The 14,681-nt window shown below is 64.1% G+C and carries 9 protein-coding genes; 3 read left to right on the top strand and 6 right to left on the bottom strand.

Annotated features, from left to right (window positions below):
- From JOZ79_RS11525 to JOZ79_RS11515, 3 genes are all read right to left on the bottom strand, one after another.
- Positions 1-965 (bottom strand): glycoside hydrolase family 3 N-terminal domain-containing protein (locus JOZ79_RS11525; RefSeq protein WP_294074263.1); only part of this gene is annotated, 965 nt, incomplete at its 3' end.
- Between the two features lie 89 nt (positions 966-1,054).
- Positions 1,055-3,889 carry a TonB-dependent receptor gene (locus JOZ79_RS11520; protein WP_294074261.1) on the bottom strand — a complete coding sequence of 945 codons (2,835 nt, stop codon included), beginning with the start codon at positions 3,887-3,889 and terminating at the stop codon, positions 1,055-1,057.
- A 103-nt stretch (positions 3,890-3,992) separates the two neighbouring features.
- Positions 3,993-5,033, bottom strand: a complete 1,041-nt coding sequence (locus JOZ79_RS11515; RefSeq protein WP_294074259.1) for a LacI family DNA-binding transcriptional regulator — start codon at positions 5,031-5,033, stop codon at positions 3,993-3,995.
- Positions 5,034-5,181: 148 nt separating this feature from the next.
- Between JOZ79_RS11515 and JOZ79_RS11510 the strand changes: the two genes are divergently transcribed.
- The 3 genes from JOZ79_RS11510 to JOZ79_RS11500 are packed head-to-tail and all read left to right on the top strand — an operon-like array spanning position 5,182 to position 9,718.
- Entirely contained in the window at positions 5,182-6,651 is a 1,470-nt protein-coding gene (locus JOZ79_RS11510; protein WP_294074257.1) for a beta-N-acetylhexosaminidase, read from the top strand.
- Positions 6,632-7,438, top strand: coding sequence for a cupin-like domain-containing protein (locus tag JOZ79_RS11505; protein ID WP_294074255.1), 807 nt, complete (start codon positions 6,632-6,634; stop codon positions 7,436-7,438). Before JOZ79_RS11510 ends, JOZ79_RS11505 begins: the two co-directional genes overlap by 20 nt.
- A 54-nt stretch (positions 7,439-7,492) precedes the next feature.
- The gene (locus JOZ79_RS11500) at positions 7,493-9,718 is read left to right on the top strand and encodes a glycoside hydrolase family 3 protein (RefSeq protein ID WP_294074254.1); all 2,226 of its coding nucleotides are present in this window, start codon (positions 7,493-7,495) and stop codon (positions 9,716-9,718) included.
- Positions 9,719-9,762: 44 nt separating this feature from the next.
- Here the strand turns inward: JOZ79_RS11500 and JOZ79_RS11495 are convergent, their stop codons facing one another.
- The 3 genes from JOZ79_RS11495 to JOZ79_RS11485 all read right to left on the bottom strand — a co-directional run.
- Positions 9,763-12,462, bottom strand: a complete 2,700-nt coding sequence (locus tag JOZ79_RS11495; RefSeq protein WP_294074252.1) for a M10 family metallopeptidase C-terminal domain-containing protein — start codon at positions 12,460-12,462, stop codon at positions 9,763-9,765.
- A gap of 22 nt (positions 12,463-12,484) precedes the next feature.
- Positions 12,485-12,865: a hypothetical protein gene (locus JOZ79_RS11490; RefSeq protein WP_294074250.1), complete on the bottom strand. Its 381-nt coding sequence runs from the start codon at positions 12,863-12,865 to the stop codon at positions 12,485-12,487.
- Positions 12,866-13,059: 194 nt separating this feature from the next.
- On the bottom strand, positions 13,060-14,681 hold a 1,622-nt coding region (locus tag JOZ79_RS11485; protein WP_294074248.1), incomplete at its 5' end, for a calcium-binding protein.

Here is a 14,681-nt window from a genome sequence, read left to right as displayed (position 1 = left end):
TCGTCCGGCACCATGACCATGTCGATGCCGGCGTTGATCGCCTGCGGACAGTGCCAGAGCGTGCAGCCGGGCACCTGCCCGATGGCGTTCCAGTCGCTGACCACGAGGCCGTCGAAGCCCATGCGGGTCTTCAGTACGTCGCCGACCAGATGCGCATTCCCCGTCATCTTGCCCCAGCGTCGGCCGGTTGCCGTGTCGCTGAAGCTCGAATAGCTGACCATCACGGTCTGCACGTTGGCCTTGAGCGCGCCGTAATAGCCCGCGGCGTGGGTTCGCTCGAGATTGGCTTCGCTCGTCCGCGTCTCGCCCTGGTCTTTGCCGTGCCCCGTGCCGCCGTCGCCGAGCCAGTGCTTTGCGGTCGCGAGCACCGAGGTCGCCGACCCCAGCTGCCCCTGCAGGCCCCGGACCATCGCCTCGCCATAGGTGCGCACCAGCGCCGGATCGGAGCTGTAGCTTTCGTAGGTGCGGCCCCAGCGCGGATTCTGCACCACCGCGAGGGTCGGCGCGAAAGCCCAGGTGATGCCGGTCGCTCGGACCTCGCCGGCTGTGACCCGACCGATGCGCTCCACCAATTGGGGATCATGCGCCGCGCCGAGACCGATATTGTGCGGGAAAAGGGTTGCCCCATAAACATTGTTGTGTCCGTGCACGGCATCCGTGCCCCAGACCACGGGTATCTTGACCCGCATGTCCGTTGACATCGACGCGCGATAGAAGGCCTCGGACAGCGCCAGCCAGTCACCGACGCTCGAATGCATGTTCATCGCCGGCCAGGCGCCGCCGCCGTTGAGGATCGAGCCGATATAATATCGGCGGACCTCGTCGGGCGTGATCGAGCGGATGTCGGCCTGGGTCATCTGTCCGACCTTCTGCTCGAGCGTCATCCCGGCAACGATGAGTCGTACCCGCGCGTCAAGCGCGCTGTCGGCCTTGAGCTCGGCCGCTCGAGGCCATGTCTGTGCCATGCTCGCCCCGGGCGCCAGGAATGCGGCCGCAAGGCACAGATGTGCTGCCGGCCGCAAAGGACCGCTCCTCATCGTCATTTCAGACCTGCCTAGAAGTGGTAGCTGGCGCCGAGGAACCACTGGCGCCCATACTTCTCGTACGTCTCAAGCACCTGCGTCTGGTTGACCCCGTAGGTCGTCCGATAGGGCGAGTTGAGGAGGTTGTTGACCTGAAGCAGGATGCCGAGGCCATTGAGCCTCGATCCGGGCTGGAAGGTGTAGCCCACCTGGGCATCCATCTGCTTGTCCGCGAGGATGTATGAATAGCCAAGATTGGTGAATAGCTGCACGACCTCGCCTCGGAACTTGTCGCGATAGCGGTAGCTCGCGCGCGCCTGGAAGCCGTTCTTCTCGTAATAGCCGGTGATGTTGTAGACGTATTTGGAGAAGCCCGGCAGCACACCGACCTGGCCCGACGCTGCCTTGTGCAGCCGGTAAGTCGTGTACGACACGCTGCCCTCGACGCCGAAACCGTTGAGTATTGGAGAGATCCGCCCAAGCTCATAAGCGCCGCTGAGCTCGATCCCGCGGACCCAGCCGCCCTGACCATTGGTCGGCGCCGTAAGCTGCCCGATGTTGCTGATCGTCACATCGGTCGGGATTGCTGCGAGGTCAGCAGGCGGCGGCGTCAGGCCCGTGAAATCCACGGGCAGAGCCTGATCGTAAATGTAATTGTCGAGGTCCATGAAGAACGCATTGGCGCTGAAGTAGCTCGCCTTCCCGCCATACCATTCGTAGGCGACGTCGAACTCCTTGGCGCGCCACGGCTCGAGGTTCGGATTGCCGCCCTCCGCGGACCACGGGTGAACCACCTCGCCGGGGTGGCAGCCTGGACTGCCTGCGCAGACCGAGCCGTTGAAGCTTGGGACGAGGTTCGCACGCATGTCGTCCATGCGCGGACGCATCATGACTTTGGCGGCTGCGAAGCGCAGGCGGTTCCTGCTGTCCAAGTCGTAGAACAGGTTCAGGCTGGGCAGGAAGTCCGTATAAGTCCTGCTGACGTCGACGTTGATCAACTGGATCGGGGACACCGCCGTGTTGATCCGGAGGCCTTGCGAATCCTGGTGCTGGACGACCGCCTGGATGCCGACATTGCCGTGCAGACTGCCATAGTCGATATTCGCCTTGGCCTTGAACGTCGTGATGTCTTCCTTGATCGCCCACGCCTTGTCGAAGTGGTTGGCGTCCTGGAGCTGCACCGTGTCGTAATATTCCGGCAGCGCATCGGCGAGATTGAACCCGAGGACATCTCCCATGCCCGCGAAGCTCAGCGAAGTCGGGCTGGTCAGGAAATCGGACCCGACAAGAGTCTCCTCGCGCCCATTCTTGAGAAAGAGATCAAGCTCGTCGACCGTCTTTGTCTTGTGGCGATGCGTATAGTTGACGCCAAATTCGAGGCCGCTGAAGATCGGGCTGCTGAGATCCTGCTTCAGGGTCAGGTCACCGGACGCCAGCGTTTCCTTGATGTGCGGCGATTTCTTCAGGCCGTCATGGCCCCAGCCGCCCCACGGCGCGCGGTCACCCAGCGAAACCTGGTTCGCATCGGCATAGTTCAGCCCGAATCCCGTGAACTGCGGAAAGTCGTTGGCTGGGATCTGGAAATCATAGCTGTCAGGAGTGAGGGTCTGGAACGGCCCAACTCCATAGCCTCCATAGGCTTCGATATAGGTCTCGTCGCGCTTGTTGGATGAATAAGACAGGTCGGTGAGAAGGTGCGTGCGGTCCGCGATCTTGAAGTCGTTGTTCAGGCCGATCGAGAACAGATGGTCGGTGCGCCGGTTGTCCTGGAACATCAGGATCGGCACGACCCCGTCGGCATGTCCGGAGACGGCAAAATCGGTGCCGTTGCGAGTTACGGACTGCAGGTCGCTGAAGGTCGTCCCGACATATTCGTCGGAAAACCATTCCGCCCCATTGTTGACCGTGTGCTGCTTGAATCGGGAATAATAGACATCAAGGACCGAATGGATGGCGTCGCTCGGCTTCCATTCGACGGTGCCCGTCACGCCGTCGCGCAGGTCGCGCGAGTTTGTCGCGATGGCTTCCTGGCCGGACAGGATCTGGGTCGGGCCGCCGTAATTGTCATAGAACCAGTTCTTCGTGTGATCGGTGTGGCTCGGCGCGTCGAGATGAGCGTAGCCGATCATCCAGCCCAGCGTGCCGCTCTTGTTCTGGTCGATGTAGCTTGCGCTGCCCCTCCAGCCGCGCTTTGAGAATCCGGCATTGCGGCCGCCGCCCTGGTCGAGTTCGCCGCGCAGGTTCACTGAGACGGCCCGCTTACCGTAGGCGAGCGGACGGATCGTCCTGAGGTCGACCGTTCCCGCCAGTCCCATGCCGGCGATGCTGGCGTCCGGCGTCTTGTACACCACGACCGAGCCGAGCAGCTCGGACGGATATTGGTCGAACTCGACGGCGCGGTTGTAGCCGGAACTCGCCTGCTGGCGGCCGTTCAGGAGGACCGTCGTGAAGTCGGGCGAGAAGCCGCGGACGGAGACGATCTGCGCCCGCCCGCCGACGCGCTGAGCCGCGAGGCCGGGCAGCCGGGCGATCGATTCCGCAATCGAAACATCCGGGAGCTTGCCGATTTCCTCGGCCGACACCGCCTCCACCATGCTGGTCTCGCGCCGCTTGATCGCGATCGAGTCCTGGACGCTGCGGCGGATTCCGGTGACGACGATCTGCCCGCTGTTCTGCTGCGTCTTGTCGGGCTCGCCAGGCGTGGTCCCATTCTGGTCAGCCGGCGCCGGCTGTGGCTGCTGCGTATCTGGGTTGGTCTGGGCAGTCGTGTCCTGCGCGATCGCGGGCGCTGGAATCAGCCACAGTGACGAACAGCATCCGCCGGCGAGCAGCAATGCGCGATAGGAAAGCAGCGAACGATTCGGCAACGGCTTTCTCCCCCGTCGGACCGCCACGCCGTCACGCGGCAAGTCCCTCGCCCCCACATGAGCATGGAAGCGCTTCCATTTTGGTGTCAAACGGCGGAATCTGTCAAGCCGGACCTTGGAGGGGCGGCCGAGCGGTGGATTCGCGGATGACCAGTTCGAAGGGCAAAAGCTCATGCTGGACGTCGTCATTTGGCCGGTTTTCGCCGAGCAGATGGACCGCTCGCTCGGTCAGGTCCTTGATCGGCTGGCGGATCGTCGTGAGCGGCGGCCATACGACTTCCGACATTGGCGTGTCGTCGAAGCCGGTCACCGAGATGGCGCCCGGAATATCTCGCCCTGCCCGGTGGAGCGCTAGCATCACGCCGGCCGCCATGTCGTCATTGGCACATGCGATCGCCGTCACCCCTGTGTCGCCGCGAAGCAGCTGTTCGGCGGCTTCCACTCCTGACCTGAAAGTGAAATCCCCGGTCGCCGTCCACGGTTCGACCGCAATGTTCGCCTCGCGGAGAGCCTCTAGAAAGCCGGTGTAGCGCAGCGCCGCCGAGCGATGTTCGTGCGGTCCCTTGACGTAACCGACGCTGCGGTGACCGAGCAACGTCAGATGGCGGCCGACCGCGTGACCGGCGGCCCGCTCGTCGATGCCCACTGCAAGGACGCGCCCTCGCGCCCGTTCGCCGGCGGAAACGGCAACCACTCCGACGCCGGCGTCCTGGGCGATGGCGATGAAGTCGATGTCATCGGACAGCGGCGGCGAGAGGATCAGGCCGGCTGGCCGCTCACGCTCGATGATCGACGCGAGCAGGCGAAAGCGATCGTCGTCATCCGGATCGACCGCTCGCGCGACCAGGTCGAAGCCGAGCGACGAGCAGCCGCGCAGTGCGCCGAGCTCCAGCCCCGAATTGTAGTAGCTGTTCGGTTCGAGATCGGGGCTGTGCGCATGGATGAGCATGATTTGCCGCGCGGCTCCGCTGGCTAGCGCCCGCGCCTGCTGATTGACCGAGTAGCCGAGCGCCTCGACCGCCTTGCGCACCCGTTCGCGCGTTTCGGGACGGACGTTCGCGCCGTTGTTGAGCACCCGCGAGACCGTGACCCGAGCGACGCCCGCGGCCTTCGCAACATCGTCGATCGTCGAGCTGCTCTTCATGGCGCGCGCAACTTGGCAATGGATTGTAGCGCGCGCAACGGTCGCGAACGGGCTTGCCATGCGGGGGCGCCAGCCCCAAACGTGCAGGATGGAAGCGCTTCCATCATCGCCCACGCTCTTTCGCGTCGCGCCCAAATTTATTGCGGTCTTGCTCGTTGCGACCGGCACACCGGCGTTGGCGCATCCGGCTCTGATCCCGCTGCCAACCTCGGTCGCCTGGGGAAATGGCGACATCCCGCTCGGACCAAATGCCGTCGTCAGCGGCAAGGGCGCCACCGCGCCGAGCGCAGCTTTCCTCGCGCGCTCGCTCGGCATCAAGCAGGGCGAGCGCGGGTCGACGCGGATCCTCCTCAGGCTGGTTCCCGCCCGAACGATCGGGAACCCCGAGGGCTATCATCTTCGCGTCGACCGCCACGGCGTCCTGATCGAAGCATCGGATCCCCGCGGCCTCTTCTATGGCGCGCAGACCCTTCGCCAGATGGTGAGCGGCGGCAGGGTTGCGGTGGCCGACATCAGCGATGCCCCTCGCTTCCTTTGGCGAGGCCTGCTGATCGACGTCGCACGGCATTTTTACGGCAAGCCGGTCCTCTTCAAGTTCTTGGACCAGATGGCCGTGTACAAGCTTAACGTCCTTCACCTGCACCTGACCGACGATCCCGGCTGGCGGATCGAGATCCCCGGCTATCCGAAACTCACCAAGGGCGAAATCACGGCCGACGGGTCCCGCGCCTATTTCACCGCCGCCGACATCCGCGACATCGTCGCCTACGCTGCCGAGCGCCACATCATGGTGATCCCGGAAATCGAGATGCCGAGCCACTCCGGATCGGCTGGCACTGCCTATCCGGAGCTCTACAATGGCGGCAACGCGCTCGACCCCGCAAGTCCCACGACCTATGCCTTCATCCGGTCTGTATTTGGCGAGGTCGGCCGACTGTTCCCGGCGCCCTATATTCACTTTGGCGGCGACGAGGTCGGCGACGACGCCTGGAAGGACATGCCTGACGTCCGCCAGCTGAAGGTCGCGCAAGACCTCGGCAGCACGAAGGAGGTCGAAGCCTATTTCGTCCGAAACGTCGTCAAGATCATCGAAGCCAACGGCAGACGGCCGATGGCCTGGGACGAGCAGGCTGAAGCCGGCGCGTCCAGTGACGTCGTGATTCAATGGTGGCGAAAGGCCCGGCCCGACGTGCTCGACGCAGCAGCGGCGCGCGGCTCCGAGCTCGTCGTGTCACCGGTCGACCAGGTCTATTTCGATTATCACCAAGGCCCTGGCGAACCCGGCGCCCCCTGGGAAGGCAACGACAACGGCCCGACGTCGATCGCGAAGATCCTGGCCTGGGAACCAGTTCCCGCAAGCTTCACGCCTGAGGAATCGAAGAAGGTGCTTGGGGTCGAAGCCGCTGTGTGGACGGAATTCATCGCCAGCCGTCGCTATCTCGAATTCATGACGTTCCCGCGTCTCCTCGCCTTCGCCGAGGTCGCCTGGCGCCCGAAGGGAGGGCGCGACGAGGCTGACTTCTCGACTCGGCTAACGCCGCATCTCGACGCCCTGCGCGCCAGCGGGATCAATGCCCGGCGCGACGAAGGCGATGCCTATGAATTCATCACTCACTAAGGGCGTCCGCCAAACGCGCGAATGGGATCAGCCGACGCCGGAGCAGTTCCGCGCGGAAATCCTGCCAGGCAAGCGCCCTGCGGTGATGCGCCAGATCGCGCGCGACTGGCCCCTCGTAACGGCGGCGCGCAAGGACCCGCATCTGGCGATGGAGCTGCTCTCGAAGCGAGCGACCGCAACTGAAGCCGAAGTTCTGCGCGCCGACCCCGCGGAGGGTGGGCGCTTCCACTACACCTCCGACGGACGAGCACTCAATTTCATTCGCGGCCGCGGCAACATTCCCGGCCTGATCGCGGGGCTGCGTCAACAGGAACAGGTTGAACGGCCGTTCGCGTTGGCGGCCCAGGGCCTGGTCGCCGAGCGCTTTCTGCAGGGCTTTGCAATTGCCCATCCGATGCCTCTCGTTCCCGGCTCCGCAGAGCCGAGGCTGTGGATAGGGAATGCAGCGAAGGTCGCGACCCACAACGACCCTGTCGACAATGTCGCGGTTGTTGCAGTGGGACACCGCCGCTTCACGCTGTTCCCGCCTGACCAGCAGCCGAACCTTTACATGGGGCCGGAGCATCCGACGCCCGCGGGGACGCCCGTCAGCATGGTGCATGTGACATCGCCCGATCTTGCCGCATTCCCGCGCTTCGCCAGAGCGCTCGAGGCAGCTCAGGACGCCGAGCTTTCACCGGGCGACGCGATCTTCATCCCGCGCGACTGGTATCATCATGTCGAGGCGCTCGATCGCTTCAATGTCCTCGTGAACTATTGGTGGGACGCCGACGTCGGTGGCGCATAAAATGGGGGAAGAATCGTGAGAAAGTCGATCCTGTTGACTTCCTGCATCGCATTGGTGAGTTCGGCCGCCACGTCCGCGCCGGCGCCCGTCGCCGCCCCCGCCGCGCAGCCCTGGCTCAAGCCCGGCCAGCCGCCTGAGGCGCGGGCCGAGGCCGCTGTCGCCGCGATGACTCTCGACGAAAAGCTAAGGCTCATTTTCGGTTATTCCGACCAGGCATACACCGACCTCGCGAAAGTCCCGGACGACCTCGTCTCTCCCGAACTCAAGGCCTATGTCATCTCCCACCAGGTCAAGGGGTCGGCCGGGTTCGTCCCCGGCGTGCCGCGCCTCGGCATCCCCGACCAGGCCCAAACCGATGCCTCGATCGGCGTTCGCAACAGCTTGATTCCCAGCACTGCGCTGCCCTCCTCGCTCGCGACGGCTGCGAGCTGGGATCCCGAAGTCCCACGCGCGGGCGGAGCGGTGATCGGCGCCGAAGCGCGCGCCACCGGCCACAATACCATGCTGTCCGGGGGCGCAAACCTTGCCCGGGAACCGCGCAACGGCCGCAACTTCGAATACACAGGCGAGGACCCTTTGCTCGCCGGGACCATGGCCGGCGCGCTCATCGACGGTATCCAGTCGAACCACATCGTCTCGACGATGAAGCATTATGCGGTGAACGATCAGGAGACGCTCCGCACTTCCCTCGACGCCACGATCTCGGCCGAAGCGATGCGGCAATCCGACCTGCTCGCCTTCGAGTTCGCACTCGAGCGCGGGCGACCGGGTTCGGTGATGTGCTCCTACAACCTCATCAATGGCCGCTGGGGGTGCGAGAACGATTATCTCCTCAACACCGTCTTGAAGCAGGACTGGGGCTTCGAGGGTTTCGTCATGAGCGACTGGGGCGCGGTCCACTCGACAGCCGACGCAGCGAATGACGGCCTCGACCAGTTCACCGGCTTCTGCTGCGTCGGCGACAAGCCTTGGTTCGCGCCGCCCGCGTTCAACGCGACGCTCCAATCCGGAGCGATTCCCGAGCGCAGGCTCGACGACATGGCCACGCGAATTGTCTGGGCGCTCTTCGCGAGTGGCGCAGTCGACAACCCCATCCGAACCGCTCCGGTCGATTATGCCGCGAATGCCCAGGTCTCGCAGGCCGCCGCCGAGCAATCGCTCGTCCTGCTGAAGAACGACGGCAACCTCCTGCCGCTTGGCCATGTCAAGTCGCTCGCGGTCATCGGCGGCAATGCCGACAACGGCGTGATCGCTGGCGGCGGCTCGTCCGACGTTACGCCGGTCGGCGGCGCGGTGATGATCGACCAGCACACGTATCTGCCCTCCCCACCGCTTGCCGCGCTCCAGCATGAGCTGCCCCGCGCCCAGATTGCATTCGATCCCGGCGCCAATCCCGCCTCTGCCGCCGCGCTCGCCTCGAAATCCGATGTCGCGATTGTCTTCGTCACCCAGCACGACAGTGAAGGATCCGACGGCAGCCTGACTCTAACCGCCAACCAGGACGCCCTGGTTTCAGCCGTTGCCCAAGCCAATCCGAGGACCGTCGTCGTCATCGAGAGCGGCGGGGCCGTGTTCATGCCCTGGCTCGCCCAGGTGCCAGCGGTGCTCGAAGCCTTCTATCCGGGCATCCGCGGCGGCGCCGCGATTGCGCGCATTCTCACCGGCAAGGTCAATCCCTCGGGTCATCTTCCGATCAGCTTCCCGGCGTCGCCGGACCAGTTCGCGCATCCGGCCATCGCCGGGGCCGGCCTGCCGGACGGGACCCCTGCGCACGTAACGTACGACGAGGGCGCAGCGATCGGCTACAAATGGTACGACCTCAAGGGCTACCGGCCACTGTTCGCCTTCGGGCATGGCCTGGCCTACACGAGCTTTGCCGCGTCCGGGCTGACGGCGACCGCGGATGGCAGGTCGTTGGCCGCCCGCTTCGCGATCCGCAACACCGGAAGGCGGCGGGGCAAGGCGGTCTCGCAGCTCTATGTCGCGCCGGCGGACTGGCAGGCTGCGGGCTGGGAAGCGCCGAAGCGTCTTGGGGCCTTCACCAAGACGGAGCTCAAGCCAGGCCAGAGCAGGATCGTGACCCTTGTCGTCGATCCGCGCCTGCTCGCGACCTATGAAGCAGCGAACGACCGGTGGCACATTCGCGCCGGAACCTACCGGCTGCTGCTTGGTGATGCCTCGGATGCGCAGATGCAGACTGCGGAGGTGAGGCTGCCGGACAGCATCTGGAGCGCGCGCCATCCTTCGTTCAGGCCGAGCACGAAGTCGCCAGCGCAATGACGAGGCTGAAGAGAATCATCCCGTCGGAACGCTAAGCGTGAGCCTTACAGCACGAAGTCGTGGCTCGTGAGCGCGTGGAGTCCGTCCAGGCGGATCATGAAATCGGCAACGCCGTCTCCGTTGGTGTCCCCCGAGACATAGGTGTTGCCGCTGATCTCTTCGTATCGCAACTCGCCCGCGTGATTGTCGAAGGCGGCCGTGCCCATGAACGCGAACGCCTGGTTGCCGGCGATCGTGGTATCGGCATCGACATAGTCCAGGCGGATATGATCGTCGCCCTGGATGAAGTCGATGATCCGGTCGGCGGATCCCGCCGTCGCGCCGCCAAAGTCACCGTCCCGGAACACGAAGCTGTCCTTCCCGGCGCCACCGATGACGACATCCTGGCCCGCGCCACCCTGAATGAAGTCGTTACCGTCTCCACCCGTAATCGTGTCGCTGCCGCCCATGCCGTACAACTTGTTCGCACCGTCATTGCCGGTGATCACGTTCGTTCCGTCATTCCCGTAGGCCCACAGGTTGGCGCTTCCAGTCAGGGTGATATTCTCGATATTGTCGCGAAGCTTGTAGTCCGCGGTCGAGAAGATCGAATCCGTGCCCTCGCCGGGATTTTCGATGGCCCTGTCCCCGTAGCTGTCCGCGTAATAGGTATCGTCCCCCTTGCCGCCGACCAGCGTATCCTTGCCGGCGCCGCCCTGGAGCGTGTCGTTCCCGTCGAACCCATAAAGCTTGTCATTGCCGTCGTCGCCGGACAGCATATTGCTTCCGCTGTTCCCATTGAGGACGTTCGATAGAGCATTGCCTTCGCCCGACAGGCCCGCCGTTCCCATCAGCGTGAGGTTCTCGACGTTCGCGCCAAGCGTATAGTCGATCCAGGAAATAACCCGGTCGCTGCCTTCGCCGGCATTCTCATGAACATAGTCGGTGACGTCGCGGACCCGGTAGATGTCATTGCCGGTACCGCCGTACATCTGATCGGTCCCGGCACCGCCGTCCAGCGTGTCGTTGCCGCCGTTGCCGTAAAGCGTGTCGTCACCGGCCAGCCCCTCGAGCGTATTGGCGGCGTCGCTGCCGTTCAGTGTGTCGCTGAAGTGAGTGCCAATCTCTTCCTCGACCGACGTGTAAGTCGTCGCAAGGTCCGCGACCACGGCGGTTCGAAGCGAGCTGAAGTCGATTGTGTCCCAACCGGCGCCGCCATTGATCGTGTCGGTTCCGCTTCCCGGGATAAAGGTGTCGTCCCCGTCGTCGCCATAAAGATGGTCGCCGCCCGTCGAACCATGAATGACATCGTTGCCCCCGCCACCATGGACGATGCCGCCGCCCTTTCCGGTCAGGATGTCGTCGAACTGAGACCCGGTCAGATTCTCAAAATTCTTCAGCGTGTCGGTTCCGGCGCTGCGGGTGTTTTGCGCCGTCGCCACTGTCAGGTTGACGGTTACTCCCGCCGTGGCGGCATCGTAGGAAACCGTATCCTTCCCGGCCCCGCCGTCGAGGACGTTATTCGCGGAATTGCCGACGATCGTGTCATTGCCGCCGCCGCTGGTCGCATTCTCGATCACCGTTCCAACCGCGATCGAGACGTTGCCGGTGCTCCCCGCGACATTCGAGAAGGTCAGCGGGTTGAGATTGATAAGCTGGTTTGCCGAGGCCTTCGAATAATTGAGCGTGTCGATGCCGCCACTGTCGATGATCGTGTAAGCGGCGAGCGGATTGGCCGCTGTGTCGTATACCGCATTCTTCGCGGTCGATCCGTAGCCATAGATCGTGTCGCCTGTCCGCGTCGTCGTCGACAACCCGTAGAGCGTCTGCATCGCGATGATGTCGGCGCTCATTGGCGTCAGCGCGAAATCTTCGGAGAAGCCCTGGTTCGCGAAATAGCTGCTGTCATGCTGGCTGAAGTACGACATGACCGTCGTCGACCATGCGTCGTTCGCGTAGAGAGCGTCGTCCGGATAGTTGGCGGTATCGTTGTAGTTCCCGCCATGGCCGAGCCCCAGCGCATGTCCGATCTCGTGCACATAGCTCTGGAAGGCATAGCTATAGAGCGTGGTGCCGTAGTCGGTGAGCCACTGCGTGGAGACGTTGACGTTCGACGTGCTGATCACATGGTTGGACCAGTCGGAGGTAGTGAAGGCGCCGTCCTGATTGTCGTCGAACACGATCTGGCCGCCGGTCGCGACTTCCTTGAAGTGCACGCCGATGACGTCCGACCATTCCTGCAGCGCGGCGCGGGCGAGCGTCTGCCCGGCTGTGGTCAGCGCCGTCACGTTGACGGTCAGCGTCCCGCCCTGGGTAACGTTGAAATGGTGCCAGTCGCCGCCCCAGTAGCCGTTCACCAGCTGGTCTGCGATCTGGTTGTAGGTGTAGACCGGCGGCGCCGTGAAATGATCCGCGGTCAGCTTGTAATCGCCGGTATATTTGTAGGACCCGGTGGCGTCATCCCACGCCGAAGCATCGAGATAGTAGGTGCCCGTCTTCGTGGCCGTGAAGACGATCCGCGAATTGCGGTTGCCGTCCCCATCGTCATTCTCGACCAGCACCGTGCCGGCGGAGTTCCGAAGATAAAGATACGGGTCCTCGAGCGCATTGGAGCCGTAGCCGTCGAGCGTGAAGGTATACTTCTCGCCCGCGACCAGATTGACCGCGATCCAGTCGTGATCGCCGCCGCTCTCGATCGTCCCGACAAAGGAGTCGCCAATGGCGAGGTGAGCAGTCGTGGTACCGTTGGCGGGAATATCGGTCATGGGTTCTACAGGCTCCTGACTGTCAGCGGCTTACGGCGGCCACTTCGCCGGCAATCGCGGTTGCAAGCAACTCGACCGCGCGCGCGTTCAGCGAGCGGTCGGAGATGCCCACATGGTGCTCCGGGAGCGTCCGACCGTTCAGCGTCGCTGTCGCGGAAAGCTTTCTCTCCGAATCTACGGTGATGCGAACCGAGAGCGCTGACGGGTCCAGTCCGGCTCGATTTAGCGCGGCCCCTCCAGCGCCGCGGATCGTGGCGCACAGCGTATCCGTGTTGAGCCCCGCCGGCAGCTTCTCCGCCCGCTCGACCGAGCAGCGGATGGCGGCGTCATTCGTCATTGCAGCGACACTCCCGCCGTTCATTCCGGCAAGAAGCGCCAGACCAGGTCCGATAGCGCGAATCATGGGCCCGCTCGATTTCCCTTACGATTACTCGCGCGACCACCGGGCGGTGCCGCGCAGATCGATGCTAGCGGCCAAACTACGGATCGGAAAGGAAAATTTTGGTAAACGGTCGGTCCACTTGGGACCGGCACCGCATCCGCCGAAGGCGATGCAATGCCGGTCCCAAAAAAAACCCGGCCTGTCGGTCCGCCGATCTAGAGCACCAGGTCGCTGCTCGTCAGTTCGTGCAGTCCGTTGATCCGGATCATGAAGTCGGCGGTGCCGTCCCCGTTGGTATCACCGGTCAGATAGGTGGTCGAACCGACCTCCTCGTAGCGCAGCTCGCCGGCCTGGCCGTCGAATGCCGCACTGCCGATGAAGTCGAACGCCTGCATCCCATCGACCGTCGTTTGCGCATCCACCAGGTGAAGGTCGATCCGGTCGCCCTCGGTCTGCGAGAAGTCGAGGATCCAGTCCGCGGAGCTCGGGGTCACGCCGGCGAAATCGCCGTCGTGGAACACGAACGTATCGCTGCCAGCGCCGCCGTAGAGGTTGTCGCGGCCGGCACCGCCGATCAGCACGTCATCGCCGTTGCCACCGCGGAGCGTATCGTTCGCGCCACCGCCGTCGAGCGTGTCGTTGCCATCGCCGCCGGAAAGCGTGTTGATGCCTAAGCCGCCGGTGATGGCGTTATCGAGAGCATTGCCGGTGCCGTTGAGATTCGCATCGCCGGTCAGGACCAGATTTTCGACATTGGCCCGAAGCAGGAGGCTCACCGACGACATCACCGTGTCGGTGCCCTCGCCGGCGTCCTCGACATAAATGTCGGCGGCATCGTCGACGACATAAGTGTCGTCCCCGGCCCCGCCGTACATGTGGTCAACGTCCCGCCCTCCGTCGAGCAGGTCGTTGCCGGCATTGCCATAAAGCACGTCGGCGCCGAAGCCCCCGTGGATCGTATCGTCGAACGCCGTTCCGGTAACAACGTTTGTCCCCGCGTTGCCGGTGATGGTGAGGGCATTCCCGACCTGCGACGCGTCGACATTGAGCGCCAGAGTCGAGCCCGCCGCTCCGGCCACGACCTGCTCGATGCCGGTATCGCCACCGAACAGGGTCAGTGTGGACTCCGTTTTGGCAGCAAACAGCACCTCGTCGACGCCGGACGTGCCGGTGTCGGCGAATTCGGCGCCTGCATGTTCACCGGCGGATGGGACGATGTAGAGGTCGCTGCCCTCCTGCCCGTCGAGATGATCGATGCCGCCCCCGCCGCGCAACGTGTCGTTGCCGCCGCCGCCGAGTAGCGTATTCGCCGCTCCGTTGCCGGTAATCACGTTCGCAAGCGCATTGCCGGTGCCGTCGATTGCCGCCCCGCCGCTGAGAATGAGGTTCTCGACATTGGCGCTGAGGGTGACGCTGACCGACGCCTTGACGGTATCCGTGCCCTCGCCGGCTTTCTCGTAGATATAATCGGTCGCGTCGGTCACGATGTAGGTGTCGTTGCCCGCTCCGCCGTAAACGCGGTCGGTGCCGGCGTCGCCTTCCAGGATGTCGTTGCCGTCGCCGCCGTAAAGATGGTCGTTGCCTGCTCCGCCCTTGAGGACGTTTGCGCCCTCATTGCCGGCCAGCGTGTCGGCGAAGGCCGAGCCATAGACGTTCTCGACGTTGAGAAGCGTGTCGCCGCCGCCGCCGCTGCCGGCTGCTCCATTGGTGCCCAGCGTGACCGTCACTCCCGCGGCAGCCTTCTGATAGTCGACGGCGTCGATGCCGTCGCCGCCATCGAACGTGTCGGCCGCGGGACCGCTGATCAAGCGGTCGTTGCCGGCGCCCCCGAGAACGT

Origin of the sequence: Sphingomonas sp., from assembly GCF_019242355.1 — a bacterium.
Classification (GTDB): Bacteria; Pseudomonadota; Alphaproteobacteria; order Sphingomonadales; family Sphingomonadaceae; genus Sphingomicrobium.
The sequence above is the reverse complement of the archived record's forward strand: the minus strand, read 5'-3'. Positions and strand labels throughout refer to the sequence as shown.

Coding starts and splice junctions, on each gene's coding strand:
- JOZ79_RS11515 (WP_294074259.1), bottom strand. CDS start 5,033: ATGAAGAGCAGCTCGACGATCGACGATGTTGCGAAGGCCGCGGGCGTC.
- JOZ79_RS11495 (WP_294074252.1), bottom strand. CDS start 12,462: ATGACCGATATTCCCGCCAACGGTACCACGACTGCTCACCTCGCCATT.
- JOZ79_RS11505 (WP_294074255.1), top strand. CDS start 6,632: ATGAATTCATCACTCACTAAGGGCGTCCGCCAAACGCGCGAATGGGAT.
- JOZ79_RS11490 (WP_294074250.1), bottom strand. CDS start 12,865: ATGATTCGCGCTATCGGACCTGGTCTGGCGCTTCTTGCCGGAATGAAC.